17 protein-coding genes are annotated in these 19,863 nt (G+C 66.1%); 6 read left to right on the top strand and 11 right to left on the bottom strand.

All coding sequences use genetic code 11. From position 1 onward, the window contains the following. Positions 1 to 148 precede the first annotated feature (148 nt). Positions 149 to 1,273 (bottom strand): DNA topoisomerase IB, encoded by a 1,125-nt coding sequence (locus tag QTH97_RS07860; RefSeq protein ID WP_286567533.1) that lies wholly within the window; start codon positions 1,271 to 1,273, stop codon positions 149 to 151. A gap of 152 nt (positions 1,274 to 1,425) precedes the next feature. Between QTH97_RS07860 and QTH97_RS07855 the strand changes: the two genes are divergently transcribed. Further along, complete coding sequence (locus QTH97_RS07855) at positions 1,426 to 2,454, top strand: purine-nucleoside phosphorylase (RefSeq protein ID WP_286567532.1); 1,029 nt, start codon at positions 1,426 to 1,428, stop codon at positions 2,452 to 2,454. Between the two features lie 8 nt (positions 2,455 to 2,462). Here QTH97_RS07855 and QTH97_RS07850 read toward each other — a convergent pair whose 3' ends face one another. Continuing rightward, a complete protein-coding gene (locus tag QTH97_RS07850) occupies positions 2,463 to 3,671 on the bottom strand; it encodes a Y-family DNA polymerase (RefSeq protein ID WP_286567572.1) in 1,209 nt (402 codons plus the stop codon). 290 nt (positions 3,672 to 3,961) lie between these two features. Between QTH97_RS07850 and QTH97_RS07845 the strand changes: the two genes are divergently transcribed. Further along, positions 3,962 to 4,522, top strand: coding sequence for a putative glycolipid-binding domain-containing protein (locus tag QTH97_RS07845; RefSeq protein WP_286567531.1), 561 nt, complete (start codon positions 3,962 to 3,964; stop codon positions 4,520 to 4,522). An 18-nt stretch (positions 4,523 to 4,540) separates the two neighbouring features. Here the strand turns inward: QTH97_RS07845 and QTH97_RS07840 are convergent, their stop codons facing one another. Continuing rightward, entirely contained in the window at positions 4,541 to 5,923 is a 1,383-nt protein-coding gene (locus tag QTH97_RS07840) for an FAD-binding oxidoreductase (protein WP_286567530.1), read from the bottom strand. Positions 5,924 to 6,120: 197 nt separating this feature from the next. On the opposite strand from QTH97_RS07840, the gene QTH97_RS07835 reads away from it, so the two are divergent. Together QTH97_RS07835 and QTH97_RS07830 are read left to right on the top strand one after the other, a co-directional pair. After that, positions 6,121 to 6,378, top strand: a complete 258-nt coding sequence (locus QTH97_RS07835; RefSeq protein ID WP_286567529.1) for a DUF4242 domain-containing protein — start codon at positions 6,121 to 6,123, stop codon at positions 6,376 to 6,378. 34 nt (positions 6,379 to 6,412) lie between these two features. Continuing rightward, entirely contained in the window at positions 6,413 to 9,514 is a 3,102-nt protein-coding gene (locus tag QTH97_RS07830; RefSeq protein WP_286567528.1) for a helix-turn-helix transcriptional regulator, read from the top strand. A gap of 9 nt (positions 9,515 to 9,523) precedes the next feature. Here the strand turns inward: QTH97_RS07830 and QTH97_RS07825 are convergent, their stop codons facing one another. Further along, the gene (locus QTH97_RS07825; RefSeq protein WP_286567527.1) at positions 9,524 to 10,861 is read right to left on the bottom strand and encodes an MFS family transporter; all 1,338 of its coding nucleotides are present in this window, start codon (positions 10,859 to 10,861) and stop codon (positions 9,524 to 9,526) included. A 140-nt stretch (positions 10,862 to 11,001) separates the two neighbouring features. After that, entirely contained in the window at positions 11,002 to 12,159 is a 1,158-nt protein-coding gene (locus QTH97_RS07820) for an alpha-hydroxy acid oxidase (RefSeq protein WP_286567526.1), read from the bottom strand. A gap of 95 nt (positions 12,160 to 12,254) precedes the next feature. Between QTH97_RS07820 and QTH97_RS07815 the strand changes: the two genes are divergently transcribed. Both QTH97_RS07815 and cynS read left to right on the top strand, forming a co-directional pair. Next, a complete protein-coding gene (locus tag QTH97_RS07815) occupies positions 12,255 to 13,922 on the top strand; it encodes an L-lactate permease (RefSeq protein ID WP_286567525.1) in 1,668 nt (555 codons plus the stop codon). Positions 13,923 to 14,130: 208 nt separating this feature from the next. Beyond that, on the top strand, positions 14,131 to 14,574 hold the full coding sequence (gene cynS, locus QTH97_RS07810) for a cyanase (protein ID WP_286567524.1): 444 nt from the start codon (positions 14,131 to 14,133) through the stop codon (positions 14,572 to 14,574). On the opposite strand, the gene QTH97_RS07805 is transcribed toward cynS, so the two are convergent. The 6 genes from QTH97_RS07805 to QTH97_RS07780 all read right to left on the bottom strand — a co-directional run bounded on the left by QTH97_RS07805 (position 14,568) and on the right by QTH97_RS07780 (position 19,619). Beyond that, entirely contained in the window at positions 14,568 to 14,939 is a 372-nt protein-coding gene (locus QTH97_RS07805; RefSeq protein ID WP_286567523.1) for a hypothetical protein, read from the bottom strand. The two genes, cynS and QTH97_RS07805, sit on opposite strands and share 7 nt — an antisense overlap. A 78-nt stretch (positions 14,940 to 15,017) precedes the next feature. Further along, on the bottom strand, positions 15,018 to 15,236 hold the full coding sequence (locus tag QTH97_RS07800; protein ID WP_286567522.1) for a hypothetical protein: 219 nt from the start codon (positions 15,234 to 15,236) through the stop codon (positions 15,018 to 15,020). A 124-nt stretch (positions 15,237 to 15,360) separates the two neighbouring features. Then, complete coding sequence (locus QTH97_RS07795; RefSeq protein ID WP_286567521.1) at positions 15,361 to 15,750, bottom strand: nuclear transport factor 2 family protein; 390 nt, start codon at positions 15,748 to 15,750, stop codon at positions 15,361 to 15,363. Positions 15,751 to 15,785: 35 nt separating this feature from the next. Next, on the bottom strand, positions 15,786 to 17,084 hold the full coding sequence (locus QTH97_RS07790; RefSeq protein ID WP_286567520.1) for a flavin-dependent oxidoreductase: 1,299 nt from the start codon (positions 17,082 to 17,084) through the stop codon (positions 15,786 to 15,788). Beyond that, the gene (locus tag QTH97_RS07785) at positions 17,077 to 18,957 is read right to left on the bottom strand and encodes a sensor histidine kinase (protein ID WP_286567518.1); all 1,881 of its coding nucleotides are present in this window, start codon (positions 18,955 to 18,957) and stop codon (positions 17,077 to 17,079) included. The genes QTH97_RS07790 and QTH97_RS07785 overlap by 8 nt, the downstream gene beginning before the upstream one ends. A gap of 47 nt (positions 18,958 to 19,004) precedes the next feature. Further along, complete coding sequence (locus QTH97_RS07780; protein WP_444813403.1) at positions 19,005 to 19,619, bottom strand: response regulator; 615 nt, start codon at positions 19,617 to 19,619, stop codon at positions 19,005 to 19,007. Between the last annotated feature and the right edge of the window lie 244 nt (positions 19,620 to 19,863).

The following is a 19,863-nucleotide window of genomic DNA, read 5'->3' as shown; positions in this document are numbered from 1 at the left end:
ACGCCTCAGCGCCGATGATAGTGCGGGTTCCCGTGTGAAAGTAGGTCATCGTCAGGCTCTTACAGCCCAGAAAAGCCCAGCCCCACAAAGGCTGGGCTTTTTTGCGTCCGCACCGCGAATGACCGCTCTCGGGTAACGCGATAGATGGCTACGTTGACTTCATCGGTTCCGTAGACTTTTTTGCCCTGCGTCGCGTTTCACGACGATGCTGGCCCAGAAAGGCCAGCAATCTGGCTTCGGCTATGCGTAGATGGCGCGTGCTTCGTGTGCCGCGTGCGATCTTTGCCCAGATGCCATTCATTACGTCGGCATCACCGGCAAGCGCGGTACCGAGCGCGAGTACGGCCGGGTGCACATAGGCTTTCTTGCAGACCGCCGGCGTATTGCCGAGCTGGGCGGCCACGGCAGCCAGAATTTCCTTCGCGCTGAACCGTGAAATCGATTCGCTTCTTGCATCGGCACTTTCGCACGCCAGGCGTGTCAGTTCTAGCGCCTGCACTGTCCCGTGCCAAGTACGGAAATCCTTGGCTGTGAAGTCGGCACCTGCAATTTCGCGCAAGTAATCGTTCACATCGGTTGACGAAATGCCTCGAACCTCGCCGTCTTCGCTCTGATACTGGAAGAGTTCCTGTCCCGGAAGTTGCTGGCATCGGCGGACGATCTTCGCGATTCGAGGATCACTGACGTTCGCGTCGTGCATCACGCCGCTCTTGCCGCGAAAACGCAGTTTCAACGCCGCTCCGCGCACGTCCGCGTGTTGATTGCGTAGGGTCGTGAGGCCATACGAGCCATTGCTGCTTGCATATTCCTCATTCCCCACCCGCAGGAAGGTCGTGTCGAGCAGGCGGACGAGCGTCGCCAGCACCACCTGGCGGTCCAAAGGCGCTCGAGGCCCCATTTGCATGTCGCGCGCCACCCGGTTGCGAATCTTCGGAAGCGCTCGGCCGAAGGCTTCAAGCCGATCGAATTTCGTTTCGTCCTTCAGGGCGCGCCAATCCGCGTGATACCGGTATTGCTTCCGCCCCCGTGCATCGAAACCGGTCGCCTGCAGATGGCCATTCGCCAGTGGGCAGATCCAGACATCGCGGTACGCCGGCGGAATCGCCAGCTGCCGAATTCGGGAAAGCTCATCGACATCCCTCACCCATCCACCCCCGCCGTCACGGTAGCGAAATGTCGCCCCTCGCTTCACCCGCTGCCATCCCGGCATGGCGGAGTCGACATAGACAAGCCCGTTGGAGAGCGGAGCAGGGCGATGACTTGATACAGGCATGAGGTTTGCGACAATCGTGCACAAGACGCAGCAGGAGATGCGTCGCAGCGTGATGGCACCGGACCCGCGCCGGTGTAGGACGCCACAAACGTTGCCGGTGCGTTGCGCACTTGTGTCGACGTCCCTTCCCCTTGTTTCTTCGGAGAGATCCCATGTTCCCAGTCTGGTCCACTCGCGCCCGTTGGTTGGCGCTGCCCGCCGTTGTCGCGCTCGCCGCCGGTTGTGCGTCCACCCCGACGCCGAAGCTCGCCGAGCCCGTCAAGGTCAAGGTGTTCGTCGCTGCCATGTTCGAGATCGGCCAGAACACCGGCGATCGCGCTGGGGAGTTCCAGCATTGGTACGAGCGCTACTGGAAAGGCGCCACGCCGATCACTGTTCCCGGTGCGCTGTCGCCTGTCTATTGCAATGCCGGTGGGGTGTGTGGCGCGGTGCTAGGCATGGGCAAGGTCAACTCGTCGTCATCGATGCAGGCGATCCTGCTGAATCCGAACTTCGATTTCTCCAAAGCTTATTACGTGATCTCGGGCGTGGCCGGCACGCCGCCTTCGCGCGGCACGATCGGCGAGGTGAGTTGGGCCACTTGGCTCGTGGACTACGACCTCGGCCACCGATGGGCACCGGAAGAAAACAAGGCCGGAGAGCCGACCTTCATGCCGCGAAAGGGCTACGAGGAGTACCGCCGCTTCAAGCTCAACCCTGAACTCGTCGCCTGGGCCATGAAGCTGTCGGCCGATACACCGTTGAAGGACGCGGACTCCGCGCGCAACTACCGCATGCGCTACCCGCAAGCCGCCGCGCGGCGTGCGCCCTTCGTCGGCACCGGTACGCACATGACCGGCGACACTTTTTTTCACGGGCCTGGCATGTCGAACCAGGCGCAGTACATCGCCAAGCTCTACGGGGCCGACGATTACGTGATCACCGAGATGGAAGCTGCCGCGATCACTCTCGTGATCAAGCGCACGCATGGTACGGACCGTGTGATGAGCCTGCGCGGCGCCGTCAATTTCGACCAGGGCAATCCGCGCGAAACCACGCTGCAGCATCTGGATCCGGCACCCGGCGAAACCGCGGGTGGCTTTGCTGAAACCGTGCAGAACATCGAGCTGGTCGGCAGCCGTGTGGTCGACCACATAGTCACCAACTGGCCGCAATGGCAAGGTGGCGTGCCGGCGCGTTGAAGGGCGGGTTAGAAAAGCGAGGCAGTCTGTGCCGCCGACCCGGCCTCTTCCGCCACTCGGCGACGGCTGCCCGCCTTCGGCTGATCTGCCGCCACCGTGGCCGCATGGCCCACCTTGGCGAGCGCGCCCACGCGCACACCCAGCAGGCGCAGCGGCCGTTCCAGCGGCACCCGCTTGAGGCATCGGCCTGCAATCTGCCGGATCGCCTTGGCGTCGGCGGTGAAATGGTCGATGGTCTGGTCGCGCGTCGCGATCTTGAAATCGTCGTAGCGCAGCTTGATGCCGATGGTCTTGCCGACGTAGCCCTTGCGCTGCAGGTCCTCGGCCACTTTCTCGCACAGGTGCGTGAAGATGGCGCCGAGCTCGGCACGGTCTCGGACCGCCTGCAGGTCGCGGTCGAAGGTCGTTTCACGGCTCATCGAGACGGGCTCGCTCTCGGTGACGACCGGCCGGCTGTCGCGCCCCCAGGCGACCTCATGCATCCAGGCGCCGCTAGCCTTGCCGAAATTCGCGACCAGCCACTCGCGATCGCGCGCCGCGAGTTCGCCGATCGTGCGGATCTCGTGCCGTTGGAGCTTCTCGTCCGCCTTGGGGCCGATTCCATTCACCTTCCGGCACGGCAACGGCCAGATGCGCGATTGAAGATCGTCCTCGAACACCACCGAGATGCCGTTGGGCTTGTCGAACTCGCTCGCCATCTTCGCCAGCAGCTTGTTGGGCGCGACGCCGATCGAGCAGGTGAGCCCGGTCGCGTCGAAGATCGCCTTCTGGATAAGCCGCGCGAGCACACGCCCGCCTTCGCGCTGGCCGCCGGGCACATCGGTGAAATCGATGTAGACCTCGTCGACGCCCCGGTCTTCCATGACGGGCGCGATCTCGGTGATGACCTGCTTGAACCGACGTGAAAACCGGCGGTACTCATCGAAATCCACCGGCAGGATGATCGCTTGCGGGCACAGCTTGGCGGCCTTCATGAGTCCCATCGCGGAGCCCACGCCGAACTGGCGTGCCGGATACGTTGCAGTCGTGATGACGCCTCTTCCCGCATAGTCCTTCAGCAGCGGAAAAGCCTCGATCGGAATATCCGCCAGCGTGGCGCCTTCCGGCAGGTCGCGTATCGCTTCGTCCACCTTGCGGCGCCCGCCGCCGATCACCACCGGCAGGCCCTTGAGTTGCGGGTACCGCAGCAGTTCGACCGATGCATAGAAAGCATCCATGTCCAGGTGGGCGATGCGGCGAATCGGTGCGGAAGTCACGGCCGATATTGTCGTCTGACGCAGGCTGGGCGCGCTTCGCCGGCGATCCCACTGCGCGCTGGTCACGAGCGACCGCACTCAAATGGGGCCTTCGTCAACGCGCCCTTGGTGCGGCGCACGGTGCGGACGATGTTCGACATGGCCTGCGCGCCCAGTCTCTACGTGATCTGGACGTTCCTGACCGGAGCCGACAGCGCGCGGATGCAATCCAGGCTTGCGCATCGCAGGTGCCCGGTGCCATCATCCGACGTATGCAGACCATCGCATTCATGCTCTGGCGCCGGCTCGGCACCCCCGGTCATGATGTGTGCCGTCTCGATCGCAACGGCGAGAACTGGCAGATCGACGGCGCCGCGGCGTTTCGCAACGAAGACGGCCGCATTGCCCAGCTCCACTACCGGGTGCGCTGCGATCGCGCCTGGCACACCCAATGGAGCACGGTTCGCGGCTGGCTCGGCAGCGAGGCGATCGACATGTCCATCGTGCGCGACTCGCACGGGAGCTGGAAGCTCAACGATGCAGCGGTGCCTGAGCTTGGCCACTGTGTCGACCTCGATCTGGGCTTCACGCCGGCAACCAACCTGTTGGCGCTGCGCCGGCTGCACCTCGCCCCGGGCGAGACGTCGGACGCCCCGGCGGCATGGCTCGATCTCGATAGCGGGAGCCTGAGCGAACTCAAGCAGAACTACGAACGGCGCGGCGAGGCCGAATACTGGTACACCGCGCCGCGCTTCGATTACGCGGCCATGCTCGAAGTCACCTCCGATGGCTTCGTCCGGCACTATCCCACGCTGTGGGAAGCCGAAGCCTGACTCCGCGCTACGGGCCCCTCAGGCCGTGGCCACAGGCCGGATGTTCTGGTTCACGCGGAACAGATTGCCCGGGTCGTACTGCCGCTTGATGGCCGCCAGCCGGTCGTAGTGCTCGCGGTAGGTGGCCTTCACGCGGTCCTCTCCCTCGTCCATCATGAAATTGATATATGCGCCGCCGGCCGAATAGGGGTGCAACGCGTCCCAGTAGTTCTTGCACCAGTCGGTGATGCGGTCGCGGTTCGCGGGGTCGGGGTCAACGCCCACGATCACCGACGCCCACCGTGCATCGCGATAGCTGAAGGGTGTGTCCTTGCGCCCGACGCGCTGCACTGCGCCGTCGATCGGGTACAGGTGCATCGACGACTGCATCGTCGGCAACTGCGCGCCGTACTCCACATGCAGCCCGATCGCTTCGTCGGGCAGCTCGTTCACGAAGTCGGCGCGCCAGTACCACTGGTGTCCGGGTGGGTACAGCGCATCGAAGGCGCTCTGCAGCATCGGGTACGGCATGGGCCCTACACCGTATAGCGCGGGGTTCATCGCCCGCACCGGCGCGAGCGCCTCTTCGGCTTGCGCCGGATCGCCGCTGTAGCACCAGACCACGCCGCACATCTTCTTCAGGTGCAACTCCTCCGGGAAAGGCGGACCAGGCGGTACCGTGAGGAAGGCGAAGAAGCCGTTCAGCTCGGTGGGCGCCTTGCCGATGAAATCGCGATACCACTTGAATACTTCGGCGGAACGCTCCATCGGCCACAAGGTCGGACCCGCCACAACGGTGCTGAGCGGGTGCAGGCGGTACTCGAAGGAAGTCACCACGCCGAAGTTGCCGCCGCCGCCGCGCACCGCCCAGAACAGGTCGGCGTTCTCCTTGGCGTTGGCGGTGACGAAGCTCCCGTCGGCGAGCACCATGTCGACGCCCAGCAGGTTGTCGATCGTCAATCCGAAGCGCCGCGAGAGGTGCCCGATGCCGCCGCCGAGCGTCAGGCCGCCCACGCCGGTGGTGGAGATGATGCCGGCCGGCGTGGCCATGCCGAAGGCATGGGTCGCGTGATCGACGTCGCCCCAGGTGCAGCCGCCCTCGGCCCGCACGGTGTGGGCCTTTGCGTCGACGCGCACGCCACGCAAGCGCGAGAGGTCGATCACCAGGCCGTCGTCGCAGGTGCCCAGTCCTCCGCCGTTGTGCCCGCCGCCGCGCACGGCCAGCAGCAACTGGTTCTCGCGGGCGAAGTTGACGGACGCGATCACGTCCGCCACGTCGGCGCAGCGTGCGATCAGACGCGGCCGCTTGTCGATCATGGCGTTGTAGACCTTGCGGGCCTCGTCGTAGGCGGCATCGTCCGGCTGGATCAAAGTGCCGCGCAATTGAGCCTTGTAGGTGTCGAGATGGGCTTCGTTGAACATGACCACTCCTTGAAAGTGAGCAAAGTCTAGGAAGCCGCCAGCGTGTTGACGATCCACCGGACTGATCATTTTGCGAAGCGCCGCGCCGCCCTCGAATGGTCAGAATTGACTATGCCGCGCACGTTGACCGTGCGGCGGATTTGTCGCCCAATCGTCTGCCCGGGGCCAATCGTTGCCCCGGTGGACAGGAGAGGGCCATGGCACTGTTCCTTATCGAACGCCAATACGCGGAAGAACTGGAGATCGCGGCAGCCGACGTCGCCAACATCCAGCGCATCAACGCCGACGTCGGCGTGAACTGGTTGCTCTCATTTCTTTCCGCGGATCGCAAGAAGACCTATTGCCTCTACGAGGCACCCAGTCCCGAAGAGATCCGCACGGCCGCACGCCTGGCCCGGCTGCCGGCGGATGTGGTGATCGAAGTCAGCCAGATCCGACCCGAAGCCGTCGTGTAGCGGTCTTGCGCGCAGGGGAACCGGAGGACCCGCCGTGCAATGTGCCCGATGCGGTCGAGACAACCGGGCCGATGCCGCCTTCTGCGATGGCTGCGGTTCGGCGCTGCAGACGGCGGCACCTGCCGTGACCCTCAACGACGACGTCGCGCGGGCTTCGACCGAACGGTTCGTCGGCCGCGAGCGCGAATTGGCCGCACTCGAAGGCGGACTGGCCCGCGCCCTGAGTGGCACGGGCGGCACGGCGGCGCTCGCCGGTGAGCCGGGCATCGGCAAGTCGCACACCGCGCAGGTTCTCGCCCAGCGCGCTGCCGCGCGAGGCATGCAGGTCCTGTGGGGCCGCTGCAATGAAGAGCCCGGCGCCCCGCCGTACTGGTCCTGGCTGCAACTGCTGCGCGGCTGGATCGAAACGCACGACGAAGAAACCGCGAGACGCGTCCTCGGCCATGACGAGTCCGCCCTGGCGGAAATCCTGCCCAACCTCGCGCAGCGGCTGCCCCCGGGCGCCCAGGCATTGCCGGCGATCGATCCCGCGCAGGCTCGTTTCCGCCTGTTCGACGCCATGGCCGGCTTCTGGAAGCGCGCCGCCGTGGAGCAACCCCTGCTGCTGGTGCTCGACAATGTCCATTGGGCAGACGCCTCGTCCCTGCGCCTGCTCGAATTCATCGCGCCCGACTTGCCGGCCAGCCGCATCCTGCTCGTCATCACCTACCGCGACATCGAGTTGTCGCGACAGCATCCGCTGTCGGGCACGCTGGGCGAACTCGCGCGGCACCAGGGCTTCGAGCGCCTGCGGTTGACCGGCCTCGCACGCGACGAGACGGTCGGCATGATGATGCTGGCCGGTGGCGGTGCCGTGCCGCCCGCGCTGGCCGACGCTGTCCACCGGCAGACCGAAGGCAATCCACTCTTCGTGGCCGAGATGACGCGCCTTCTCATCCAGGAGCACGTGCTCGGCGAAGGCCCTCGGGGCGGTGCCGCCTTGCTGGCCGTCGGCGGGCTTCGACGCATTCCGGAAGGAGTGCGCGAGGTCATCGGCCGCCGGTTGAATCGCTTGTCGCCTCTGGCCAATCAGGTGCTCGCCTGCGCGTCGGTGATCGGACGCGCGTTCGACATCGGCCTGCTGGTCCGCATCGTCGAGGATGTGGAGGAAGACGCCTGCACCGACGCGCTCGAAGAGGCATTGCAATCCCGTGTCATCGAAGCCGTCGAAGGGCCGGGACGCTACCACTTCAGCCACGCGCTGTTCCGCGAGACCTTGTACGACGAGATTCCGCCGCCGCGTCGCAGCCGCCTGCACCTCAAGGTCGGCCGTGCGATCGAGGATCTCCATGGCGAGGATTCCGCGCTCCATCTGCCCGCGCTGGCCCACCACTACTGGGCGGCACTACCGGGCGGCGACGCCGCGCGCGCGAGCCACTATGCCCAGCAGGCCGCCCGGACTTCCGATGCCCTGCAGGCCCATGAGGAGGCCGCGCGCTACTACCGTCTCGCGCTGCAGGCGATGGACGTCGGGCGCGGCGGTGACGCGCTCGCGCGCTGCCGCGTGTTGAATTCGCTCGGCGAGGCCCACACGCGTGCCGGCGAGTACCTGCAGGCACGCGAGGTGTTCGACCAGGCCGTGCGCACGAGCATGCAGCTCGACTCTCCCCGCGAACTGGCGCGCGCCGCGCTCGGCTTCGAGACTGCGAGCTGGTGCCCGGGCCTGCCCGGCTTCGCGGCAGCGCGCATGCTGCGCGATGCGCTCAATGCGCTGGGGACGGAAGATCGGGTCATGAAGGCGCAACTGCTGAGCGCATTGGCGCGTGCACTGATCTTCAGCGGCGAGGAGACGCAGGCGGCGAAGGTGCACGAGGAGGCCGTCACCGTGGCCCGTCGCACCGGCGACCCGGGCACGCTCGCGACAACCCTGCTCGCCACGCTCTCTGCCCGCTGGCAGCCCGATCGCATCAGCGAGCGCATGGCGAGTGCCGACGAGGCCATCCAGATCGCCAGGCAGCAGGGAGACCGCTTCCTGCTGTTCTCGGCGCTCGCCTGGCGCATGTTCGACGCCTTCGAGTTGGGCGACATGGCCACCTGGCATGAGAACGTCGAGGCCTATGCACGAGGCTCGGAAGAACTGCGGCAACCCTTCTTCCGTTACGTCGCATCGTCGTCGCGCACCCTGCATGCGCTGTTCGAAGGCCGCTTCGACGATGCCGAGCGTTTCGCCAAGCGCACTTTCGAGATCGGCGACCGCATGCCCGGACTTGACGCGGCCGGCGTCTACGGCGTGCAGATGTTCACACTGCGCCGCGAGCAGGGCCGCTTGCAGGAGGTCGCGCCGCTGGTGCGGCACTTCGTGCAGCAGAACGCGCAGACCAACGTGTGGCGGCCGGGGCTCGCGCTGATCTACGTCGAGCTGGGGCAGTTCGACGACGCGCGAGCCGAGTTCGAGATCCTGGCGAACGACCGCTTCCAGGCCTTCCCGCGCGACGGCGTCTGGCTGGCCAGCCTGGCCTATCTTGCGCAAGTTTGCGCGGCCCTGGGCGATGCGGCGCGTGCGGTGGAGCTGTACAAGCTGCTCGAGCCCTGGCGTGGGCGCAATCTTCTGGTGGGCACCTCCATCACATCATTTGGTGCCGCCGATGCCTTTCTCGGCATGCTTTCCGCCACGATGCAGCGATGGAGCGAAGCCGAGGCGCACTTCCGGGTGGCCCTGGAGATGAACGAAAGGCAGAACGCCCGGCCCGCCATGGCGCAGGCGCGCCATGGCTATGCGCAGATGCTGCTGGCCCGGGATGCCGCCGGCGACCGAGAAGCCGCCATGGGTCAGCTCGATGAAGCCGCGACGGAAGCCGCGGCGCTCGGCATGCGCGCGTTGTCAGCTCGCATCGATGCCTGTCGCGCGAGTGTCGACGCCACGGCTGTGGTGCACTACCCGGCCGGCTTGAGTGGCCGCGAGGCCCAGGTGCTGCGGCTCGTCGCCGTCGGCAAGGGCAATCGGCAGATCGCGCGGGAACTCTTCGTCAGCCCCAACACGGTGGCGAACCATGTCCGCAGCATTCTCAGCAAGACGCGATCGGCGAACCGCACGGAGGCGGCCGCGTTCGCGATCCACCACGACCTGCTCAAGCAAGGAGAGCGCAAGATCCCGTGAGGCGATGGCTCAGTGGTCGTGGTGCAGGTAGCTCGCCTGTCGCGGCAGCCGGAAGGCCACGACGAAGGCGAGCACCATCATCCCCGTCACGTACCAGTAGAACGCCGACTCGTGACCCAGCGACTTGAGACCCAACGCCACGTATTCGGCGGAACCGCCGAACAGCGCGTTCGCCACGGCATAGGCGAGTCCGACACCGAGCGCGCGAACTTCGGGCGGGAACATCTCGGCCTTCACGATACCGCTGATGGAGGTGTAGAAGCTCACGATCGCGAGCGCCAGGATGATCAGCAGGAAGGCGACCACCGGGCTGGTCACGCCCTGGAGCAGCGTCAGGATCGGAACCGTCATCAGTGCACCCAGGCCACCGAACAGCAGCATGTTGTTGCGCCGCCCGATGCGGTCGGACAGCGCGCCGAACACCGGCTGCATGCACATGTAGACGAAGAGCGCGCAGGTCATCACGTAGCTCGTGGTCTTGATCGGCAGGCCCACCGTGTTGACCAGGTACTTCTGCATGTAGGTCGTGAAGGTGTAGAAGATCAGCGAGCCGCCGGCGGTGTAGCCCAGCACCGTGAAGAACGCCGCCTTGTGATGCTTGAAAAGCCCTGCGAGGCTGCCGGCCTCCTTGTTGGCGCGCGACTCCGCGGTCTGGGTCTCGTGCAACGTGCGGCGCAGGAAGAGCGCGACCACCGCTGCGACGGCGCCGATCACGAAGGGAATGCGCCAGCCCCAGGCCTTGAGTTCGGCCTCACTCAGCAACTGCTCGAGGATCACGATCACCAGCACCGCCAGCAACTGGCCGCCGATGAGCGTCACGTACTGGAACGACGAGAAGAAGCCACGTTGCCCGCGCAGCGCGACCTCGCTCATGTAGGTCGCCGTAGTGCCATATTCCCCGCCCACGGAGAGCCCTTGGAACAGCCGGCAGACCAGCAGCAGGAAGGGCGCCCACGCGCCGATGGCAGCGTAGGTGGGAAGGCAGGCAATGGCGAGCGAGCCGGCGCACATCATCGTCACCGAGATCAGCATCGATGTCCGGCGGCCGTACTTGTCGGCCACGCGCCCGAAGAGCCACCCGCCGATGGGCCGCATCAGGAAGCCGGCGGCGAACACGCCCGCCGTATTGAGCAATTGCGCGGTCGGATCGGACTTCGGGAAGAACGAAGGCGCGAAGTACAGCGCGCTGAAGGCGTAGACGTAGAAGTCGAACCACTCGACCAGGTTGCCGGAGGAGGCGGCCATGATCGCGAAGATGCGATGCCGCTTCTCTTCGCTGGTGTAAGGACGGTGGAATGTGGGGGCAGCGCCGGGCGCGGAGCCTGCGGCGGACGTGACTGTGCTCATTGAAAGGCGCCTCTCTGGCTGTCTAGGTGTTGTAGGGGCGCCAGACATGCTGCCGCAAGGCGGGCGCCGGCGGTGTCAGCCGGCGCCGCGACATGCGCGCGGGATGCTCAGGGAAAGATCAGAAAGCGCTCACTGGGCGCTCAGAAAGTACCCGGCAGCAGGATGCTCGAATCGACCTCGTCGATGCTCGTGCGGCCGCAGAAGGCCATCGTGATGTCGAGCTCCTTGTGGATGATCTGCAGCGCGCGCGTCACACCGGCCTCGCCAAATGCACCCAGCGCATAGAGGAAGCTGCGGCCGATCATCGTGCCGTGGGCGCCCAGCGCGCGGGCTTTGAGCACGTCCTGGCCGCTGCGGATGCCTCCGTCCATCCAGACTTCGATCTCGGTGCCCACTGCCTCGGCGATGGCCGGCAGCGCTGCGATGGAGGAAGGCGCGCCATCGAGCTGCCGACCGCCATGGTTGGAGACGATCAGCGCATCGGCGCCGCTGGCCGCTGCGAAGCGTGCATCCTCGACATCCATGATGCCCTTGAGGATCAGCTTCCCGCCCCAGAGCTTCTTGATCCATTCGACGTCGGCCCAGCTCAGCGTCGGGTCGAACTGCTCGGCGGTCCATGACGAGAGCGAAGACAGGTCTTTCACATCCTTGGCATGTCCCGCGATGTTGCCGAAGGTGCGGCGCTTGGTGCCCAGCATGCCCATGCACCAGCGCGGCTTGGTGGCGAGGTTGATCAGGTTCTTGATCGTCGGCTTGGGCGGTGCGGTGAGGCCGTTCTTGATGTCCTTGTGGCGCTGTCCGAGGATCTGCAGATCCAGCGTGAGCTGCAGGGCGGACACGTTGGCTGCGCGCGCACGTTCGATGAGCCTTTCGATGAAATCGCGATCCCGCATCACGTAGAGCTGGAACCAGAAGGGATGGCGGTCCGTGGCCTCGGCAATGTCCTCCAGCGAGCAGATGCTCATGGTCGAGAGCGTGAACGGAATGCCGAAGGCCTTGGCCGCGCGCGCACCGAGGATCTCGCCATCGGCATGCTGCATGCCGGTCATGCCCGTGGGCGCGATGGCCACGGGCATCGCGACCTCCTGGCCGATCATGGTGGTGCGAGTCGAGCGGCCTTCCATGTTGACGGCGACGCGCTGGCGCAACTTGATCTTCTGGAAGTCGCTCTCATTGGCGCGATAGGTCCCTTCGGTCCAGGCCCCCGAGTCCGCGTAGTCGTAGAACATGCGGGGTACGCGACGCTTGGCGATGACTCGCAGGTCTTCGATGCTCGTGATCTTGGAGAGGTCTGGCACGGGGAGAGGCTCCTTGGTTGTCTGTTCGTTGCGTGGTGCCTATTATCGGCAGGCTATTCCTCCTACAACTTCATACAGAAAAAGAGGTGATATCCATGAGTTGGCAACAGGTCTACGACCCATTTGGCAGCATGGTGGTTTCGACGGCGCTGGCAGCGATTCCCGTCGTCGTGATGCTCGTGTGTCTCGGCTTCCTGCACATGAAGGCGCATCTGGCAGCGGGGCTCGGCCTGCTCAGTGCGCTGCTGATCGCGATCGTTGCGTTCGGCATGCCGGCAGGCCTCGCGGGTCGCGCAGCTTTCCTCGGCGGCCTGACGGGCGTTCTGCCCATCGGCTGGATCGTGCTCAACATCATCTTTCTGCAGCAACTGGCCGAACAGAACGGCAGCTTCAAGGTGCTGCAGGATTCGCTCTCGGGCATCACGGAAGACAGGCGCCTGCAGTTGCTGCTGATCGCCTTCGCCTTCGGCGCCTTCTTCGAGGGGGCGGCCGGCTTTGGCACGCCAGTGGCCGTGACAGCCGCGATCCTGATCGGCCTCGGCTTCTCTCCGCTCGCGGCGTCGGGGCTTTCGCTGATCGCCAACACCGCGCCGGTCGCCTTCGGAGCGCTGGGCACGCCGGTCATCACGCTGGCCAAGGTGCATGGCTATGACTTGATGGACGTCACGGCGATGATCGGGCGCCAGTTGCCCTTCTTCTCGCTGCTGGTGCCTTTCTGGCTCATCTGGGCCTTCGCGGGGCGCAAGGCGATGATGGAGGTCTGGCCCGCGATTCTCGTGACGGGGGTGTCGTTCGCGCTACCCCAGTACCTCGTCTCCAATTTCATCGGCCCTGAACTGGTGGACATCATCGCGGCCATTGTCTCGATGGTCTCGCTGATCCTCTTCCTGCGTGTGTGGCGGCCGGCCACCATCTGGCGCTCGGTCTCGCTCAAGGGGCACGAACAGGACGGCGGCGCGCCGTCGGCCGCGTCGACCGCGAAGCCGACGCAGCATTCGCGCGAAGAACTGATCCGTGCCTGGACGCCATGGGCCATCATGACCGTGTTCGTCTTCATCTGGGGCCTGCCACCGGTGAAGGCATGGCTCAATGGACTGTTCGCGCCTAACTTCCCCATCGCGGGACTACACAACGTTGTCGAGAAGGTGCCGCCGATCGTGCCGCAGCCCACCAAGGAGGGCGCGATCTACGCCTTCACGCTGCTATCGGCGACGGGCACGGGCATCCTGCTGTCGGCCATCGTCGGCGGGCTGGTCGCCAAGTACAGCGTCGGCCAGCTGGTCGCTGCGTATGGCCGCACGCTCAACCTCGTGAAGTACTCGCTGCTCACCATCGCGCTCATGCTCGCGCTGGGCACGCTCACGCGCTATTCCGGGCTCGACAGCACGCTGGGCCTCGCCTTCGCCAATACCGGCGTGCTCTATCCCTTCTTTGGCACGCTGATGGGCTGGCTTGGCGTGGCGCTGACCGGATCGGACACCGCATCGAACGTGCTCTTCGGCGGCATGCAGCGGGTCGCGGCCGAGCAACTCGGACTGTCGCCCAACCTGATGGGGGCGGCCAACAGCTCCGGCGGCGTGATGGGCAAGATGATCGACGCGCAGTCCATCGTCGTCGCATCGACCGCAACGCGCTGGTTCAACCACGAGGGCGACATCCTGCGGTACGTGTTCTTCCACTCGATCGCGCTGGCCAGCCTGGTGGGCATCCTCGTGACGCTGCAGGCCTATGTGTGGCCGTTCACGCTGATGGTCGTGAAGTAGAACGCATCAACGCATCGCGGCGGCGGCACGGGTGTTGCTTGCGTTGGGTGCATGGAGAGCAACGGCGCCGAGACTGCGGCCGGCTACCGCTTGGGCCGCTTCGCCGGGACCTTGGTCAATCCGCTGCCGAAGGAGTGCACGCGGGGCAAGGCCACGTGACGCATCCATCCCTACCCCTCACACGACCAACGCGAGCAGGAGCATCCGCATGAACCGAAACGACGTCACCGAGAAGATCATCACCGTGAAGGTGGCCAAAGGCATCCAATGGGCCGACGTGGCCAGGAAGGTGGGGCTCTCGAAGGAGTGGACCACCGCGGCCTGCCTTGGCCAGATGACGCTCGACGCCGCCCAGGCCAAGATCATCGGCAAGATCTTCGGCCTCACCGCCGAGGAGCAGAAGTGGCTGCAGGTCGTCCCGTACAAGGGCTCGCTACCGACGACCGTGCCGACGGACCCGCTGATCTACCGCTGGTATGAAGTGGTGAGCGTGTACGGCACCACCATCAAGGAACTGATCCACGAGGAATTCGGTGACGGCATCATGAGCGCGATCGACTTCAGCATGGACATCCAGCGGCAGGCCGACCCGAAAGGCGACCGGGTGAACGTGGTGCTTTCGGGCAAGTTCCTGCCCTACAAGACCTACTGATTGGGCAAGGGCCGGGAGCCCCCGGCCGGCAGCACGATCGTCGAGCGACCATCGGGTGAGGTGACGGTGGTCGAGTCGCTCAGGGGCAGCGGCGAGCCGTCCGGGATGACAACCGTTGCGCGGCCGCCGGGCGAGGTCACGTCCTCCTCGCCGGTAGGAGCCCCGCCGCGGGCCCGGTCCAAGGCGTTGCCCGCATCGCGCACACAGGCATCGCGCTCAGGACGCGGCAAGGAGCCGTTGTTGCAATACGCCAGGGCGCGCTGGTAGTTTTGTTCCGCCGCGGCAAGGTCCTGCTGGGCGAACGCGATGGCGCATGGCGCCAGGGCGGCACAGAAGATCGCGGCATGCATGGGGCCAGGGGTCATGGTGCTGTTCCTCATGGGATCGCAAGACCCCCATGCTGCCACGAACCGCGGCCAATGCATCCTCCGAACCGCGTCTTTCTAGAAGGAAGGCGCGTCCAGCTCGGTTTGGGGCTTCGACGCCAATGCCCTTTGCTCGTCCGAGAACTTGTCGCCGATGTAGAGGTCCAGCGGGTCGGCGGTCGTATTGACTTTGACCTGCGTCCTCGCCAGTGACTGCCTGCTGTGCTCGTGACATCCGGAAACGGCGAATGCAAGACACACGACAGACGCTGTTGCTATCAGCTTGAATGAACGCATGGCGCCCCCCTTTCTCCGCGGGCGGAAATTCCGCAGCGGCACAACGCCACGGTATCCGGCCGCTGCGACGGACGCGACCTCCGTTGGGGGGATGACGAGCGCCAGAGGCCTCGCGGGGCGAGTCCTACTGGTTCGCCTGCAGCATCGCGGCCATCTTCTGATGGATCAGGTTGACCGCTTTCAACGGACGCAGCATCACCTTGAACTCGGTGATCCTGCCTTCGTCGTTCCACTTCATCATGTCGACGCCGTTGACCTTGATGCCTTCCATCTCGACCTCGAACTCCAGCACCGCGTCCCGATCGCCGGTGAGTTCCCGGACATAGCGGAACGACGGGTTGAAGAAGACCTGGAACGCAGCCGCGAGATACGCCTTGGTGATGGCCTTGCCGACTTGCGGCGTGTGCACCACCGGCGAAAGGAAGACGGCATTGTCCGCAAGCAGCGTGTCGAGCCCGCCCACATTGCGTTCGTTGACGAGCTGATGCCAGGCGGCGATCGGACTGGATGACATGGATGAACTCCTGGAATGAACGACCGGGGTAGACATCACGACCCGCGCACCCGCGCCCCGGCTGCGATCGTCGGCGGCGCCGCGTTGAGCGTTTCGATGGCGAAGCCCGCGGCGGCCTTGTAGCGTGCCATGAAGGCCTCGCGCTCGGCAGCGGGAATGACCTGATCGATGTCGTCGAAGACTCCGCCGCAGCGCTCGTCGACCAGGCCCAGGATGCCGAACGGGCCCGATCCGCGGTTGCGGAGCACCAGCGCCGAGATGTCGGCGCACAGCTTGCCGTCGTAGGCCTGCAGAGCCGCGCGGCCCACGCCGTGCTCCACCATCGCGGCGCCCAGCACCCGCGCATCGACGATGGCCTGGCTCGCGCCGTTGGAGCCCACCGGGTACATCACGTGCGCCGCATCGCCCAGCAGCGCCACGCCGCCGTCCACCCAGCTGGGCACGGGGTCGCGGTCGATCATGGGGTACTCGAAGATCTCCTTCGCGCCGCGCAGCATCGCGGGCACGTCGAGCCAGCCGTAGTCCCAACCCTCGAAGTGGTGGATGAACTCGTCGAGGCCCACGCGGCGGTTCCAGTCGCCCTGGGTCCAGCCCTTGGCGTTGTCCACGGTGATCTCGGCGATCCAGTTGATGGTCGCCAGGCCGGTGGCCGGATCGGGTGGGGAGATCGGGTAGAGCACCACCCGGTGTCGCAAGGACCCCACGCCGACGAAGGACGCACCGCTGCGAATGGGCATGCCCGGCGTCGTGCCGCGCCACATGATGGCCCCGCCCCACTGGATGGGGGGCTGCGCGGGGTACATCTGTGCCCGCACCGCCGAATGCAGGCCGTCGGCCGCCACCAGCAGGCGGCCTTCGACTTCGCTGCGCCGGCCGTCGCGCGTCTCGACGAGGGCGGTGACGCCGTCGGCGCCATTGCGGTAGCCCGTGACCCGGTGGCCGAGGCGAATGGCGCCGGAGCCGAGCCGCTCGAGCGCCGCCCGGAACAGCATCATCTGCAACTGGCCGCGGTGCACCGAGTACTGTGGCCAACGGTAGCCGGCGAGCAGGCCGCGCGGCTCTGCGTAGATGTCGTTGCCGTTGCGACCCACCAGCGCCCACTCGCGCGCCTGGATGCCGATGGTGCCCAGGACCTTGTCGTCGAAGCCGAGGTCGTACAGCTCGCGCACGGCGTTCGGCTGCAGGTTGATGCCCACGCCCAGGGGTTGCAGGTCGGGCACCGCTTCGTAGACGACGCAGGGCACGCCGATCTGGTGCAAGGTGAGTGCGAGGGCGATGCCCCCGATGCCGCCGCCGGCGATCAGCACGGGACGAGTGTCGAACGATTCAGCCATGCCCCGGATTGTCATGGAAGCCGGAGGAGGGCGGGGCACGCTCGACCTGCCATTCCAGCGCGATGCTCACCCCGCCGCCCGGCGATTGCTGCACGTCGAAGCTGGCGCCGATGGCCGTGGCGCGTGCACGCATGTTGTCCAGGCCGCGGCCATGCGCCTGCGCCTCCCGTGCTCGCGCATCTGCGGGAAACCCGATGCCGTTGTCGGTGATGCGCAGCATCACGCGCGGCGCGGCTTCGTCGCGCCAGCGAACCTGCACCTCCACCTGCGAGGCGCGCGCGTGCTTCATCACGTTGGTAAAGGCTTCCAGCAGGATCCGCTGTACATGCAGCACGACCGGGGGCGAGAGCTGCCTGAGTTCCGGCAGTTCGGCGACATCCCAGACGACCTCGATGCCCGCCGCCTGCAGGCGCGGCTGCAGGCGATAGCGCAGCGTCGCCAGCAAGGTGGCGAGGTCGTCGTGCGCGGGTTGCAGCGAGTCGACCGCCATGCGCATTTCGTCGAGCGCCATCTGGACTTGCTCCTTCAGCGCCGCCGGGTCCGCGCCCTTGCGAGTCACCATGTTCAGCAAGCCCACGAGCTGCGAGCCGACGCCGTCGTGGATCTCGCGCATGATCCGCTGCCGCTCGATCGAGACCGACTGGCGGTGCTGCTGCTCCCGCAGCGAATCGAAGGCCTGGTGCAATTGGCGCTCGCGTTCCTCCACCCGGCGCGAGAGGTCTGCATTGAGTGCCTGGAAGCTCGCGACCGAGCGGTTGTAGCGCTCGGCGACGAACCACATCATGACGAGCACGAAGACGAACATCCCGTGCTGGATGTACGTGTTGTAGAGGCCGCTCGCACCGGCGACTCGGATCATGACCACGTCGTGCGTGCCTGCGGCGAGTGCGCCGGCAATCGCCACGGCCAGTACCCATGCCTTCGCGCTGCGGCTGAGGAAGGCTTCGCGCATCACCATCGCCAGCGTCGCCAGTCCGAGGACCGGAATGAAGGTGAACCCGATCGTCATGAGCAGCGGCATGCCCAGTGCGAATGCGAGGGCGTCGAGCACCGAGACCGCCACGATCACGCCGTCGATCGCGCGGCTCATGCCGCGGGAAATCGAACCGACCGCGATCAGCGCGAACCGGCACATCAGCGCCACGTGGGCCGTGTAGCAGATCGCCGCGATGGCGCCCCACAGCGGCCATGGCACGGGGACGTCAGGCCAGGCCCGGTCGATGACGCGCACGACGCCCAGCAGCGCGGCGATGCTGAACCATCCGTAGAAGGGGTCGCGCTGCCGCCACCACAGCACGGCGGTGAGTGCGCCCATGCCGACCAGACCGGCGGCGAAGACCAGCATGGCGAGGTCGCGCCACAGGATCTGCCGGGTGTAGAGGTCCTCGATCGGCGAGACCGCGCCATACCGCACGACCGAGAGACCGCCCAGGCGCTGCGCCTGGACCGTGACCTCGACAAGCAGTTCATTGGGGCGATCGGCATGCAGCAGGGCCGCCGGCAGGGTCACCATGCGAACGGTCTTGGTGGCGTCGAACAGCGGATCGCCCAGCTCGCCCCAGCGCTGGACGGTGCTGTCGTTGAGCAGCACGTGCACCTGGTTGCCAACCCGAGAGAACAGCAAGGCCATCGGTTCCATACCGACCCGTGGCGGCAACGCGATGCGGTAGGTCGCGCGACCCCCCCGGCCGGGAAACTCGCGATCCCAGCGGCGGGCGAGGTCGACCTCGCCTTCGCGGGGTGGCTCGCCCTCGGGCTCCAGCAGGGCGTGGGCCTTGTCGATCATGACGATCCCGGACTCGCTCGCCGCGTAAGCCGGCGCGAAGCAGCAGAGTGCAGCGACCGCCCACAGCAACGTGAGGACCCAGCGCACGCACTCTGTCGGCCGAGCCGAGCTGCCGAAGAACCTGCCCGCCCGCACTAGCGCAGCAACCCGAGCTGCCGCGCCTCGAACACGGCTTCGGTCTTGTTGTGCACGTCCAGCTTCGCGTAGATGTTGCGCACGTGGCTTTGAACGGTGGAGAGCAGGATGCCCATGCGTTGAGCCGTCTCCGCGTAGGTGAACCCGCGCGCGACCAGCGCCAGCACCTCGGTCTCGCGCGGTGACAGGGCTTCCCTGCCGGGTACTGCCTCCGCCATCGTCGACTCGGGGCGCGCCTGCCATTGCACGAGCAACTGCCGCGCGATGATCGGCGACATGGGGGATCCGCCCGCATGCAGGCTCAGCACGTGCGCGGCCAGGTCGGCTTCGGTTCCGTCCTTGAGCAGGTAGCCCCCGGCACCGGCCTCGAACGCCCGGAGCATGTTCACCTCGTCGCCGAAGATCGTCAGAACCATCATGGCGCAGCCGGGTTGCAGGTCGCGGCAGCGCCGGATCACTTCCAGGCCGGAGCAATCCGGCAGCCCCAGGTCGACCAGCAGGACGTCCACGGGATTGTTGGCGAACCACCCGAGCAACTCGGCCGCCGTAGATGCGCCGAAGGCCAGGCGCAGGCTCGGCTCGGCCGCGATCGCTCGCTCGAAGCGCTCGCGCATGCCCGGATCGTCCTCGACGAGGGCAACGCTGACAGGGGCTTGAGGGTTCGGATCCGGCAAGGAACAACTCCAAAGGTGACGCCCCGGATGTTCGCACGATCGATCGTGACTTATGCACGGGGGACACCCCATGAACTGCGGATGTCCGTGCGCAGGGCGGCCGGTAGCGTCCGGGGGGCGTCGAAGGTGCCCCGTGATGGGGCAGGTCGATCGAGCACAAGAACTTTGGCAACTGGACAGGATT

Source organism: Variovorax gracilis (assembly GCF_030317115.1).
Classification (GTDB): domain Bacteria; phylum Pseudomonadota; class Gammaproteobacteria; order Burkholderiales; family Burkholderiaceae_C; genus Variovorax; species Variovorax gracilis.
Note: the sequence above shows the minus strand (reverse complement) of the source record. Positions and strands in the feature narration are given on the sequence as shown.